This window comes from Deinococcus radiophilus (assembly GCF_020889625.1).
Taxonomy (GTDB): domain Bacteria; phylum Deinococcota; class Deinococci; order Deinococcales; family Deinococcaceae; genus Deinococcus; species Deinococcus radiophilus.
The window spans coordinates 1,722,245-1,734,660 of record NZ_CP086380.1; the positions used below are offsets into that span (position 1 = coordinate 1,722,245).

General features: G+C 62.6%; 13 protein-coding genes. 1 reads left to right on the forward strand and 12 read right to left on the reverse strand.

Annotation, left to right across the window (positions count from 1 at the left end):
* Positions 1–22: 22 nt before the first annotated feature.
* From LMT64_RS08680 to LMT64_RS08700, 5 genes are all read right to left on the reverse strand, one after another.
* Positions 23–1,744, reverse strand: coding sequence for a dynamin family protein (locus tag LMT64_RS08680; RefSeq protein WP_126351034.1), 1,722 nt, complete (start codon positions 1,742–1,744; stop codon positions 23–25).
* A 64-nt stretch (positions 1,745–1,808) separates the two neighbouring features.
* Complete coding sequence (locus tag LMT64_RS08685) at positions 1,809–2,708, reverse strand: PilW family protein (protein WP_126351033.1); 900 nt, start codon at positions 2,706–2,708, stop codon at positions 1,809–1,811.
* Positions 2,705–3,190, reverse strand: coding sequence for a PulJ/GspJ family protein (locus tag LMT64_RS08690; RefSeq protein WP_126351032.1), 486 nt, complete (start codon positions 3,188–3,190; stop codon positions 2,705–2,707). The genes LMT64_RS08685 and LMT64_RS08690 overlap by 4 nt, the downstream gene beginning before the upstream one ends.
* On the reverse strand, positions 3,190–3,654 hold the full coding sequence (locus tag LMT64_RS08695; protein ID WP_170165901.1) for a pilus assembly FimT family protein: 465 nt from the start codon (positions 3,652–3,654) through the stop codon (positions 3,190–3,192). Before LMT64_RS08695 ends, LMT64_RS08690 begins: the two co-directional genes overlap by 1 nt.
* A complete protein-coding gene (locus LMT64_RS08700) occupies positions 3,651–5,897 on the reverse strand; it encodes a hypothetical protein (RefSeq protein ID WP_126351030.1) in 2,247 nt (748 codons plus the stop codon). Before LMT64_RS08700 ends, LMT64_RS08695 begins: the two co-directional genes overlap by 4 nt.
* Before the next feature lie 160 nt (positions 5,898–6,057).
* On the opposite strand from LMT64_RS08700, the gene LMT64_RS08705 reads away from it, so the two are divergent.
* Positions 6,058–6,687, forward strand: coding sequence for a DinB family protein (locus LMT64_RS08705; protein ID WP_229253165.1), 630 nt, complete (start codon positions 6,058–6,060; stop codon positions 6,685–6,687).
* 7 nt (positions 6,688–6,694) lie between these two features.
* Here LMT64_RS08705 and LMT64_RS08710 read toward each other — a convergent pair whose 3' ends face one another.
* From LMT64_RS08710 to rpmB, 7 genes are all read right to left on the reverse strand, one after another.
* Positions 6,695–7,579 (reverse strand): hypothetical protein, encoded by an 885-nt coding sequence (locus LMT64_RS08710; protein ID WP_126351029.1) that lies wholly within the window; start codon positions 7,577–7,579, stop codon positions 6,695–6,697.
* Positions 7,579–8,610 (reverse strand): hypothetical protein, encoded by a 1,032-nt coding sequence (locus LMT64_RS08715; RefSeq protein ID WP_126351028.1) that lies wholly within the window; start codon positions 8,608–8,610, stop codon positions 7,579–7,581. Before LMT64_RS08715 ends, LMT64_RS08710 begins: the two co-directional genes overlap by 1 nt.
* 3 nt (positions 8,611–8,613) lie before the next feature.
* Positions 8,614–9,303, reverse strand: a complete 690-nt coding sequence (locus LMT64_RS08720) for a metal-dependent hydrolase (protein WP_126351027.1) — start codon at positions 9,301–9,303, stop codon at positions 8,614–8,616.
* A 48-nt stretch (positions 9,304–9,351) separates the two neighbouring features.
* Positions 9,352–10,179 (reverse strand): metal ABC transporter permease, encoded by an 828-nt coding sequence (locus tag LMT64_RS08725; protein WP_229253166.1) that lies wholly within the window; start codon positions 10,177–10,179, stop codon positions 9,352–9,354.
* A 3-nt stretch (positions 10,180–10,182) separates the two neighbouring features.
* Complete coding sequence (locus LMT64_RS08730) at positions 10,183–10,947, reverse strand: metal ABC transporter ATP-binding protein (protein WP_126351025.1); 765 nt, start codon at positions 10,945–10,947, stop codon at positions 10,183–10,185.
* Entirely contained in the window at positions 10,944–11,951 is a 1,008-nt protein-coding gene (locus LMT64_RS08735) for a metal ABC transporter substrate-binding protein (protein WP_126351024.1), read from the reverse strand. The genes LMT64_RS08730 and LMT64_RS08735 overlap by 4 nt, the downstream gene beginning before the upstream one ends.
* Before the next feature lie 99 nt (positions 11,952–12,050).
* Positions 12,051–12,296 carry a 50S ribosomal protein L28 gene (rpmB, locus tag LMT64_RS08740; protein ID WP_126351023.1) on the reverse strand — a complete coding sequence of 82 codons (246 nt, stop codon included), beginning with the start codon at positions 12,294–12,296 and terminating at the stop codon, positions 12,051–12,053.
* Between the last annotated feature and the right edge of the window lie 120 nt (positions 12,297–12,416).

Here is a 12,416-nt window from a genome sequence, read left to right on the forward strand (position 1 = left end):
AATTACAGCGGTCCACCTGTGGCTACTGCTGAACCGCCGCCCCTACCTGAAGCTGCTCCACCTCGCCCCGCACTTCTGCCAGGCGCTCTTGCAACGACTGCAAGGAGGTTTCGGCAGCGCTCAAGCGTTCACTCTCCTGCTCGGTAAAGCGGGTGTAAGGACTGATCGCGTCACGTAGGCGGGCGTCGGCGCGGTCCTGCTCACGCTCGTACTCGCGGCGCACGATGCGCTCCAGAGCTTCACGCAGTTCTTCTACACGGGCGCGCAGTTGACGGTGGGCCTGCAGCCGCTTGTTGGGCAGCACAAAGAGGCCCAGGCTGCCCAGCGTGAGGCCTGCCAGAATACCCCCGGTAAAGTCCAGCGCCGATGCACCCACCAGTGCCCCGATGCCCACGCCCAGGCCCATCCCACCGGCCAGGCCGCCGATCATGCCTTTCATAGAGTCCTCGGCGTCCTGCGCCAGCTCGCGGGCCAGGCGCTGCTCAGTGGTGGCTTCGAGGTGCTCGCGGGCACTCCCGGCAATGCCTTCAAGCAGCGCAGCGCGGTCATATGAAAAGCGGGTGCGGGCCACGTCCTGCGACGGCTGGCGCCGAATCAAAAAGGCCTGCACATCCTCCCAGAAGTGCAGATTCGCTTCCACAAAGCGGTCAATCATACTGCCGAACTGCCGGTCAATGGCCTCCGGCAGCTCGGCGACCGCTTCGGTGCGGAACTGTTCTTCCAGCTCGCGGCTGTTCATCAGACCGCGCACGTTGCCAAAACGCAGTTTCTGGTCGATAAAGCGGTCAGCCCGCATCTCGAATTCGCTCAGCAGACGCGAGACACGGTTCAGCTGACCGTCCAGCTCGCCCAGCATGGTTTCGCCGTGGCGCAGGCGCTGTTCTTCCAGGTCACGCAGGATATTCAGATCTGCGCTCAGCGTCTCGCGGGCTGCCCCGGTACGGCGGGCCTCATCCTGCAGCAGTTCGTCAGCGGTATTCAGCGGCCCCAGCAGCTTGAGGCGGGTGCGCTCGGTCTGCGACAGGCGGCGAATCAGCGCCCCGCGCAGGTCTGCGAATCCGGCGTCGCCCCCACGCTGCTCGCCCCGCGCACTGACCAGGTAGACGGGCGGATTGAGGCCCAGTACCCCGCGTGCGCCTTTTTCGACGTGCTCACGGACTTGCTCCCGCTGCTCCGCCGTCTCCAGCAGGTCAGCCTTGTTGACCACCATGATCACGCTGCGGCCCCATTTGGCGGCCAGCGTCAGAAATTGCCGCTCGGACTCGGTAAAGGGACGGTCCGCGCTGGTCAAGAACAGCACCAGATCGGCGCGCGGCAAGAACCCTTCGGTCAGCGCCTGGTGCTGGCGGATGATGGCATTGGTGCCGGGCGTATCCACCAGCGCCACGCCCTCTAGTCCTGGCAAGGGATGGGTCAGGCGGCTGACAAAGGGGTCCTGGGTCGGCTGCAGCTCCCCGGCCCGCTCGCCGTGCACCAGCACATAGATGCGGTCGGTGGTGGGCGTCACGCCTTCAGGCAGGACGTCTGCGCCCAGCAGGGCATTCACGAAACTGCTTTTGCCCGCGTTGAACTCTCCGACCACCACCAGCAAGAAGGTTTCATCCAGCGCCGAGAGGGCCTGACGCGCATAAGCCTGGGCCTCCAGTGGTGCGCCGTGCTGGGTCAGCAGGGCCTGAACGTCGGCCAATAAGGTGCGCTCCTGACTCAGCAGGTGTTGCACCTGGTCGGAAACCAGGGTGGACATGGGGACAGTTTAGCCGCCCTGAGGGTGAAATGGCTGGAGGTTACGTCGCTGCCAGTGGCTCTCCTCAACGACGGCCCAGGTTTTCTGGAAAGGCCCGCAGCTCGTAGAATTGATCGGCTCCCGGCAGACGCACCGCCCGCCCCCGCACACGCTGGGTGGCCGCCATGCGAATGACGACCTCCTGCAGGTTAATGGCCGGATGTACATTGTTGACAGTAGGTTCCTGCAAGAAGGTGAACATCGGCTGATCCGCCGTCATCGGAGCCAAATTGTCGGCCAGTAAGTTGACTGCTCCGGTATTGGGAGGAGCCAGCCCTGGCACGGTCACCGCAGGGACATAGTTGTAGTTGGCTGCGCCAGGAACGTTGCTCGGCATAGGACGTCCTGCTCCTGGCAGTGGCTGCGGTGGCAGATTGGACGGCAGTCCTGCTGGATAATTGGCCCGGAACTCGGCCAGCACCCAGGTGTTGGCATCGTCAGGGCCAGCTCCAGGGTTATTGGCAGAATTACTGACGTTCCCAGCCACCCACACCGAGCGCTGAACGGGATAGTAAGCAAAGAAGCGGTAGCATCCCTCTGTAACGCTTCCTGTACAGCCGGCACTCCGGTTCTCAGGCGGCAAAATTAGGGCCAGCAGATGCCCACCGTTGACGGCCGAGCCACTCACCGTGTCCAGTGCCCAGTTACCGTTTCCGGTGAGCGGGTTGGTCCGCAGTGTGCCTGTCCCCAGAGGAAAAGCGCCCCGGTCAGGCGTGTAAACGTACCAGGCTTCCCGGATACGGCTGGCCAGCAATTGTTCTACGTTCAATACGTCTTGCTGCAACTCGGCACGGGTATTCACCTGAACAGCTCCATCTGAAGTCGAGCCGAAAAAGGTCGTGATCGCAATCAGTACGATCCCCATAATCGCCATGCTGATCAGCAGTTCGACCAGGGTCAGTCCCTGCAAACGTTTGGTGTTCATTGGGGCCTCAGTAGGTCAAGCACCAGCCGGGTGCTTTGGCCATTTTGGGTGGTGGTCACGGTGACGCGCCGCATCGGAGGCGCTGGCGGAATGGTCCCCAAAGCAGTGAGGGCTGGACAGCTGGTGCTCACGGTTGTCCTGGCTCCTGCAAGGGTGAGCGGTTGTGCCCGGCTATCGAGCGACTGAATGGCAATCTGATAACCGCTTGCCGGCAGGCTGCTGACACAGGCCAGGTCGTAGTATCCCTGCTGGTTCCAAGACGCTTTGACCGTCTCCAGAATGCGCTGGGCGTCGGTGGTGGTGCTCAGCCGCCGCTGGCTGTTGCCCGTATCGCCCAGGAGGCCCACAATCGTCGAGGAAAGAACAGCGGCCAGGACAGCGAAGATAGCCAGTGCCACCAATAATTCGACCAGGGTAAAGCCCCGCTGACGATGTCGTGTCTGTATGCGCTCACCCATAGCTTTCATGCCTGCGGAATTCATCAGCTGCCTCCTCTGACTACACTGACCTTGCCAGTCACGCCGACCACCCTGACCTCCACCGGCGGCAGTGAAGCATTGGGGCTTCTGAGTTGGTATACGCGGCCCGTAGCACCGTTGAGTGTGGCGAAAGGAGCTTGATAGACCAGTTCCCCGTTGCAGTTCAAGGTGCAGCTCAGGGTCACGCCATTTTCCATCACACTTGGCGCAGCAGTGCCGCCGACTGGGCCAACGCTGTATCCGTTGGCCGTCAGGATCAGGCGCATGTTCTGACTCTGACGCTGCGCCGCCGACCGCGCGCCGGACAGGTCACGGGCCAGTCGGTTGGCCTGCTCGGTCAACTGATTGGAGTGAATGGCACGCGTGTAGGTGGCCCAGCCGATGCTCAGCAGGATACCGACCACAGCAATGACCAGCAGCACTTCAATCAGGGTGAACCCCTGCGTGGGCCTGAGGGGTGATCTCACCTGAACTCTCCTGTAGTGGCTTGCCGCGTCTGCACGTCTTCCAGTCGCGTGCGGCTTGAGGCGTCCAGGGTCGTCCAGGTGGGCGACACCGGCCAGTAAGGCGGGGCCAGGCCCTCACGGTAGCGGTTATCGTACGAGAAGTTACGGCCATAGCCGGACTGATTTTCACGGGTCTGAGGATTGAATGTTCCGAAAGGACCGTACCAGTTCTCAATGAGGGCGCCGCGCATGTGAACACTGCCACGCTGCGGAATTTTGTCGTAGTTATTGACCCTGACTTCTCCTTCACTGCTCATCAAGGCGGCGTGAATTTTTAGGTCAGCCGGGGCATTGCCACTGATGGTGAGATCGCCTGCCTGCGAATAGATACCCAGCATATTTTTCGGAAGAGGATTCTTATTACAGGCAGTGTCTTCCAATCGGCAAGGAGCATTCGACATGGTGAGGTCGCTACCGATTCTGACACCATTCACCCCGGCGATGGTTACTTTAGAAAAGGAAGCCAGTGCGGGAGGCGCATTATTCAGCACTTCTCGCCCCAGAGGATTACTCACGTTATTACGGGGTGGACCGATGACATTACTAATTTGGTCACCATAAATCACGCCATTAAATTTTTGGCCCGTTGAATTCCAAGAACTACCGCTTTTGACGGAAAGGTTCCCCTCACTGTCAACCCGGTATTCCCGCACAGGGCTCCCTCTCATGGCTGGATCACAAGACATGATGGGACGACGGTAGTACCTACCATAGCTGTCCCTTCCTCTAAACTCCTCAGGTGTATTGTTATATGTTTGCCAATTCACTTGTTCCCAACGCGAGGTGTCATAACTGCACTGTTCCTCAGTGGAATAAAATCGGATGTACTGGTAAGTGTTGGTAGGTTCAGTCCAGCTGGTCGTTGAGCTGTTAAAGGTGGTCAGTGGATTCCCATTGGCATCTCCGGCCAGCAGCTGAATACCAGTCGCGTTAGAGGGTACGATCAATCCCGCCTCGCCGGGTGGCGTCCCTTCACCGTTGGCCGCTGCCCGCTGATCTTCGGCATTTTCAGGAAGCGCGATATAGTCCGCTGCGAAGTTGCCGTCATTGACCGCATAATCCTCAGGAGGATCGGGTTCAGGGTTAATGATGTTGACATCGGTACGGTTATCCAGGTCAGCGTTCAGGGAGTTGTTGTACTGCCGCGGTGTGTAAGAGCCTTGAGGCAATGCTCTGAGCTGCCCAGCTGAGTAGTAGCCGGGGCGCTTGGTACAGGTCCAACCGGCCGTGCCTTCGCTGTCCAAGTTGGTGCAACCAGCACTGCTGAACCCACCGTTGAAGGTGGCCGTTGCTCCGTTGGCAAAGACCAGGTGTTCGTTGGTATGCACTGGCCCGTTAAATACCTGATCGAGGAAGTTCACGTTGGGCGTATCTGAGCCTCGGGAGCGGTGGAAGTTTGTCTGAAGAACGTTTTTCAGCAAACTGGGAAGCGTCAACTCGAAGTACCAAGTTTGCTGGCTCTGCACGTTGCTGCCGCTTAGCACGCGGGTAGCGCCAGCCTGATTGCCTCTGGCGATCACATTGCCTGCTCCCAAAACAAAGCGGTAGGCACGTCCACCTGAGGCTGGCGTGTATTTGATCACCTGCAAAGCATTCAGTTGTAGACGGCTGTCGGTTCTGGCAAGTGTGTTATTGGAATTAGAAAAAACGTCTCTCCAGAAGGCGGCGCGGCTATCTACACTGCTTAGGTTGGTCGGCCGTTCTCTAGGTGCCAGCAGCGCGGTATAAATTTCAGGCCTGATAAACCGGCCCAGCAACTCGAACTGGTTGACTTGCCCAGTCAGCTGAACAGTGCAAACGCGGGCATTGTTGTCGGTGTAGACCTGCCCATTGACAGGTGCCGCGTTCGGATTGGGCTGAAACCCCGGCAGCACAGTCCAGTTGACCAGAGGCGTGTTAGTGCCGCAGAACTGCACCGCCATCGCCTCAATACTACTGACCGAGGTATCGGCCGGCACACTGAGCGGTGTGAGCGGCTGACTCCCACTGCCCAACTCTTCCGCAGACAGGTCTTGCCCGGACAGCATTCGGCCGACGTTCCGCAACTGACTGCGCGCCACATTCAGGTTACTCTCCGCTGCGTACTGCGCCACCAGTGTCGCCCGCTGATCCTCCGTGGTCCGTGAGGCAGACATGGAAAGCTGCATGGACGAGAAAAGGATGGCAGCCAGGAGCAGCATGGTAAACAGGACAATGACGATCATGGCCGCCCCTAACTGAGCCTGTGTTCTCCTCATACCTGTTAGTATTCCCGGTTGGCTGTCACAGAACTACACCCAGCTGGGGGAGGGCCAGAGGCTCCCGGCTGGCAGATGCCGAAACTTTGTGACGGTTTATCAAGGCGCTGCCCCCTACACTGTGGGCATGACCTGGACAAAGAGGCTGAGCAGCCAGCTGAATGACCCGCAAGACAGCATGTGGGACTGGCTGGATGAAGATGACCTGGAACCACAGAGGGGCTTTCCGTGGTGGACACTCCTGCTGACCGGAGCCGCTGTCGCAGGGGCCGTGTGGTTGGCCCGGCAGCGCAGCGACGAAATCAAGGAGCTGGCGGTCGAGCGGCTGATCGAGCAGCCTGCCGCTGGTCAAAGCTTCTTGAAGCTGGAAGAGGGCCTGCAAAGTGGTGGCGAAGCCCTGGTCGAGCGCATAGAGCGGGCCAGTGACAACGAGCGCAACCGCGAACGCCTGCGCCACATCATCGGGATTGAGCGCTGGGGCCGCGCCCGCGTGCAAAGCGCCGTGCTGCACCGCCCCTGGGTAATGGATGAGCACCACGACTACAAGCCGCCCAAGGACAAGTCCCTGAGCGAGCTGGCCGAGATCCTGGCGGAGCAGCGCCGCCGCACTGCGGCCCTGGCGCACACCCTGCACGAGAATCCTCCCCGCCTGAACGAAAAAGTGCCGCACAATGGCCTGGGACCGCTGAGTGTCCGTGGCTGGCTACGCTACTTGCAGTACCACGCCGACGTGGAAAGCCGCAAGCTGCTGCCCTGAGATTGGCTCAGCGCCTGGGCGGACCGTCCACGCTGTCCGCAGCACCCACTCCAAAGTCACTCAGGGTGGCCCGGAACACTTCGGCGGGGGTGCGGCCCTGGTTGACGGGGGCGCTCAGGGCCCGCTGCGCTGCCTGGGCTGAGGCCAGCGGCCCAAAGGCTCCCAGTTCGGGCAGGTCCTGGGACTGGCCCTTGTTCCAGGCCGCCGCGTGAAAGCGCCCGAACATCCGCGCCCGAAAGAGGCCTGGCGGCTCTAGCGTCACAGCAGGTGTGCCGGGGGGCAACGCTACAAAGTGGGCCGCAAAAGCCAGCTCGTCAAGCGCCTGCACCTGCAAGGTGGCCTCGCCCAGTTCGCGCAGCAGGTGGTCGATCACCTCGAACACCTGCGCGGCGTAGTCCTCAACTTCTTCGCGGCGTGGCAGGTAGCCCCTATGAATCACAGCGTTGCGGAACTCGGCCCCCAGGGTCTGCGGGCGCAAAAAGTCGGGTGGACGGCCCTCACGGGTGAGGTACGCGAGCGCCAGCATGCCGACCTGACGCTCGCTCTGACGGTCCACCAGTTTCCAGGTGGCGGCCAAGCGGGCCTGCGCGTCTTCCAGGCTTTCGCCCTGGCCAGCAGCCTGCTCCAGCACCGCTGCCCGCACATAAAATTCAAAGCAGCGTTCCAGCGCCGCCGCAAAGCTGGATACCGCCTCGCGGGCATAGCCGCCCAGCAGCGCCGCCGTACCCAGATCAAACAGCACTTCGAACTTCTGCTTGCGGACAAACAGGCAAAAGGACTGCTCGCAGTGCAGGCAACTCAGGTCATACACTGCACTGTCGCCGTACTGGACTGGCACCGTCTGGGCGCAGTGAGGACAGTTTACTTCCAGCGCTGCAGGGCCACCCGTCATCACTGCACCTTCATCAAGTCGGTCTGGACGGTGTAGCGGGTGGTCATGTGCATCACCAGCTGATAGGGCACTTCACCGCTGCTGGGCAGGCCCAGGGTACTGCGCATCAGCCCGGTCAGCTGTGAGGCTTCGGGAAGGCCATCAGTCCGGTACCGACTCAGCACTTCGGTATCACGGCGGCGCAGGGCATAGGGGGCCGACACCGGATCACCATGTTCGCCGGTCCACAGCACCGTAGCCTCCCAGGGCTGGGCGCTGATCTGCTGCAAAAAGGTCCGCTGCACTGATCCATCTGCCGTCGGCTGCTGCGGACGGGTCGTGACGGTACTGACCACGGGACCCACACCATCCAGCAGGCCTTCACCCAGCCCCTCGGTCAACACCCTGTCCAGCGCCAATTGCACCTCGCCGCTGGCCTGCACCACTTGACTGGCCTGCCCACCGAAGACGCCCGCCGGGTCAAATCCAGCATTTCCCAGGGCCACCTGCCAGAGCATCTCCGCATCCAGTTCCTCCAAAAACTCAGCCCCGGTGCTGGGCCAGCGCAGTTTGCCGTCTAAGACCGTTCCGTCCGGGCGCAGGGTATGTTCGGTGCGGATTTCCAAACGGCTGCCCGGTACACCCGCTATATCGGGGCGCAGATAGGTCAGGGCCAGACGTACCGTGTCAGGCTGCTGGGGGGCCAGCACCCGTACAAAGAACTTGGCATCGGGCAGCGGCGGTGAGAACACCTCACGCAACCCCTCCCACATTGGCCCGGACAGCAACCCCTCTTCATGGAGTGCCCCGGCCAACACGCCGTCCACCAGTTCCGGGTCCAACGACCAGACATCTGGGCGCAGCGCCATCACCTCGGAAGTGGAGTGCACGCGGTATTCCAGCAGCGTGCCCGGCTGTGGGTTCAGGCGCAGTGGGGTCAGGCGCGGCCCAGGACCAGCCGCACCCGGCAGCCCTGGAGAGGGCTGGGCCGGAGCCGCCGCCAAAGTCACGGTTGGCAGCAGTAACAGGGCCAGCAGCAAAGCGTGGCGCACGACTCAGCCCTTTGCCGTCAGGTCCAGCGTGTCGCCGGGCTGCATCACCTGCACATCGACTCCACGCGCCCGGCCCAGCCGTGCGAACTCCTGCGGATCGCCCACCAGCGGCGGGAAGGTGCCGTAGTGCATTGGGACAGCCACGCGGGGCTTCAGCCACTCCAGACAGCGGGCAGCGTCCTGAGGCCCCATCGTGAAGTGATCGCCTACGGGCAGCAGCGCTGCGTCCAGGCCGCGTTCGCCAATCAGGGCCATGTCCGAAAAAGCGGCAGTGTCCCCCGCGTGATACAGGGTCACGCCGCCCATTTCCACGACCAAGCCGCAGGGCATTCCACCGTAGCTGCCGTCAGGAAAGGAACTGGAGTGAAAAGCGGGGGTCAGGGTCACTTGGCCCCACTCGCCGCGCACCGTGCCGCCAATGCCCGCTGGAATGGTTTCCTCTGCGCCGTGTGCCTGAGCGTAGGCACCAATTTCAAAAGCCGCAATGATCGGCACACCTACCCGGCCAAAGTCCAGGGCGCTCCCCCAGTGGTCGCCGTGTGCGTGGCTGATCAGCACAGCGCTGATGTCCCAGTCCATGGCTTCTTCCAGTGTGACTGGGCAAGTCGGGCCTTCCAAAAAGGGATCAATCAAGACACGGTGATCACCGGACTGCAGGAGAAAGGTGCTGTGGCCGAGAAAACGGATCTGCATGGGGAAACCTCCAGAAGTGAGGAAAGCATCTAAAGAGTGACGCCCAGTCTAGCGCGGCCCGGCAGAACGGCGCTGCGAACGACCCAGCAACAGCAGCAAGAACAGCGCCGTGTTGACCAGCACCACGGTAGCCCCGGCAGCCGTGTTGAGGTAATAGCTGGCGTACAGACCCAGCGTGCCACCCACCAGACCAAACAGCGCGGCCAGCCCCATCATCTGGCCCAGGCTGCGGGCGTACAGCCGGGCAGCAGCGGCCCCGGTGATCAGCAGACTGACGCTGAGGGTGGTGCCCACCAACCCGATCACCAGCACCACCACCAGTCCGATCAGGGCCAGTAACAATTGCTCCAGTCGGCGCACCGGCAAGCCGATGGCCTGCGCTTCGGTGGGGTCGAAGGAAGTCAGCAGCAGCTCCTTTTGCAGCGCCAGCAGCACACCACCCACCCCCACCACACTGGCTGCCGTGATCCAGAGGCCCTGCGCGGTCACCCCCAACGGATTGCCGATCAGGAAATGGCTCAGGTCGGTGGTAAAGGTAGGTGTGCGCGAGAGCAGCACGATGCCCAGCGCGAACATCCCCACGAAGACGATGTAGGTGGCACTGTCCTGCTTTAGACCCGAGCGATCACGCACGGCGTTCATGCCCAGAGCGGCCAGGACCGCTGCGATGCCCGCGCCCAGCAGCAAGTTGCCCCCGGCCAGAAAGGCGATCACGATGCCTGGCAGGACCGCGTGGCTCATGGCGTCCCCCACATAGCTCAGGCCACGCAGCACCGCCCAGGTGCCCACCGCCGCACACAGCAGGCTGACCAGTGCCAGCGCCACCAGCGCCCGCACGAAGAAGCCGTACTGTAAGGGATCAGTCAGCAGCTCCACAGCTCAGGCCTCCGCGTGCCCGTGACCGAGATGGCTCACGCTGAAGGTGGCTTCAATGTTGGCGGGCGTGTACACCTGGGCGGGTGGGCCGTCTGCCACCACGCGGCGGTTGACCAGCACCAGATGGTCACACCACTGCGCGGCCTGCTCCAGATCGTGCGTGACCATGATCACGGCGCGGCCTGCGTCGGCCTCGGCCCGCAGCAGAGCCAGAATCTGCTCGCTGCTGCGGGTGTCTACCCCCGTCAGTGGCTCGTCCAGCAGGAGGATGGCGGCACCGCGTACCAGCATGCGGGCCAGCAGCACCCGCTGGCGTTGCCCCCCGCTCAGGTCCGCGATGTGGCGGTGGCGCAGGTCCCAGACCCCGGTTTCCTGCAAGGCGTCCTGCACGCGGCGACGGTCCTGTAGTCCCGGCCAGCGTCCCCAGCCCAGGCGTCCAGTGCGGCCCATCATCGCGACATCCCAGACCGTCACCGGAAAGGCCCAGTCCAGCGTCTGCTGCTGCGGCACATAGGCAATGTGGGGACGCAGATCGGTATCCGTACCGTAAGTAATCTGCCCACTGCTGCGTGGCACCAGGCCCAGCAGACTCTTGAGCAGGGTGGATTTGCCTGCGCCGTTAGGACCGATCACGGCGCTGAATTCGCCCACCTGGAACGACACGCTCACCCGGTCCAACGCAGTCTGCGGCCCGTACTGCACGCTGAGGTCCTGCACCGTCAGCACCCCCGGCTGAAAGCATTCAGGCCGGCAGATGGAATGGGTCATGGCTGTGGCTTTCGCGCAGTGGTCAGCGCATCTGCGATGGTGTCGATGTTGTAGCGCATGGCCCCCAGATAGGTGTCACTGCCGCTGCCGGGTGCGCCCAGGGCGCCCACATAGATCGGCGGCGCGACCACGGCCCCGGCTTCCTCGGCCAGCGCCGCACTGAGGCGGTCGCCCGGCGGGTTCTCGCTCAGGATCACGCGGACGCCCTGCTCACGCATCTGCCCGGCCAGTGCGGCCAGTTCCTGGGCGCTGGGTTGCTGCTCGGTGCTGAGACCTGGAATCACCGCACCGACCACCTCCAGGCCAAAGCGCTCGGCAAAGTAGCCCAGCGCGTGATGATCGGTAACCACACGGCGGGCTTCGGCAGGCAAGGCCTCAAAGCGCTGCTGACCGTAAGCCTCCAGCTCGGCCAGCTGCTCCCGGTAGGCGGCGGCGTTGGCACGGTAGATGCCTTCTCCGGCGGGGTCCAGCTCGGCCAGCACGGCGGCGGCGCGGTCCACATACCCGGCGGCCAACTGCGGGTCAAGCCAGGCGTGGGGATCGTATTCACCGTGATCGTGGTCGCTGTGGTCACTGTGCGGCTGATCGCCCTCCTCCTCGGCCACGCGCAGCGCCAGCCCCTCAGTCAGCGCGTAGGTGGGCACTTCGGAGGCCGCACCACTCAGACTGCCTAACCAGCCTTCCAGACCCGATCCGTTGGAAAATAGCGCCTGTGCGCCCGACAGCTCGCGGATGGTCTGCGGTGTGGGGTCAAAGGTGTGCGGGCTGGCCCCCAGCGGCAGCAGCGACGTGACCTGCACCCGGTCCCCGCCTGCTTGCCGCACCAGATCGGCCATGACTGACGTGGTGGCGCTCACATGCAGGCCGCCCCCTTGCGGGTCTACCGACGCCGGGGCCGCAGCGGTGGTCTGCGGCGCTGGGGCCACGGCGTCCTGCTCTGCCGGGGCCGCACAAGCCCCCAATAAAGCGCTGAGCAGAACAATTGAGAAACGGCGTGTCTTCATATTGATAATTAAATATCAATAATGCGACAAAATCAAGGTCGCCTCGGGCACGGAGCCTGGGGCGACCTGGGAGACTGCAGATACAGAGGTGGCAGCAACTCAGACGAGTTGGATGCCGTTGACGGGACCGCGGTTCAGCATGCGGATGGCCTTGGCACTCAGCCAGACCTGGCGGGTTTCGCCGCTTTCCAAGATGGTCTTCTTCTGCAGGTTGGGCTTCTGGACGCGCTTGGTAATACCCGTGGTCTTGCGGCCTACCCCGCCAGCGGCGCGAGCCTTACCACGGCGAACCACCGAGTTCACCACCATATTCTTCTTACCGGTCAAATAGCACACTCTCGACATAGCCTTTTATCCTTATCATGGGTTGAGGGTTTTAACTGTGGGTCAGCCCCTAAGTTGTGGGCTGGCCTGGGCGAAAATCGCCGGGAGTGACCAACAGGCTGGTCAGGCCGGACGGCGCGG

Coding starts and splice junctions, on each gene's coding strand:
- LMT64_RS08710 (WP_126351029.1), bottom strand. CDS start 7,579: ATGACGGGTGGCCCTGCAGCGCTGGAAGTAAACTGTCCTCACTGCGCC.
- LMT64_RS08705 (WP_229253165.1), top strand. CDS start 6,058: ATGACCTGGACAAAGAGGCTGAGCAGCCAGCTGAATGACCCGCAAGAC.
- rpmB (WP_126351023.1), bottom strand. CDS start 12,296: ATGTCGAGAGTGTGCTATTTGACCGGTAAGAAGAATATGGTGGTGAAC.
- LMT64_RS08700 (WP_126351030.1), bottom strand. CDS start 5,897: ATGATCGTCATTGTCCTGTTTACCATGCTGCTCCTGGCTGCCATCCTT.
- LMT64_RS08735 (WP_126351024.1), bottom strand. CDS start 11,951: ATGAAGACACGCCGTTTCTCAATTGTTCTGCTCAGCGCTTTATTGGGG.
- LMT64_RS08690 (WP_126351032.1), bottom strand. CDS start 3,190: ATGAATTCCGCAGGCATGAAAGCTATGGGTGAGCGCATACAGACACGA.
- LMT64_RS08720 (WP_126351027.1), bottom strand. CDS start 9,303: ATGCAGATCCGTTTTCTCGGCCACAGCACCTTTCTCCTGCAGTCCGGT.
- LMT64_RS08680 (WP_126351034.1), bottom strand. CDS start 1,744: ATGTCCACCCTGGTTTCCGACCAGGTGCAACACCTGCTGAGTCAGGAG.
- LMT64_RS08730 (WP_126351025.1), bottom strand. CDS start 10,947: ATGACCCATTCCATCTGCCGGCCTGAATGCTTTCAGCCGGGGGTGCTG.
- LMT64_RS08685 (WP_126351033.1), bottom strand. CDS start 2,708: ATGAACACCAAACGTTTGCAGGGACTGACCCTGGTCGAACTGCTGATC.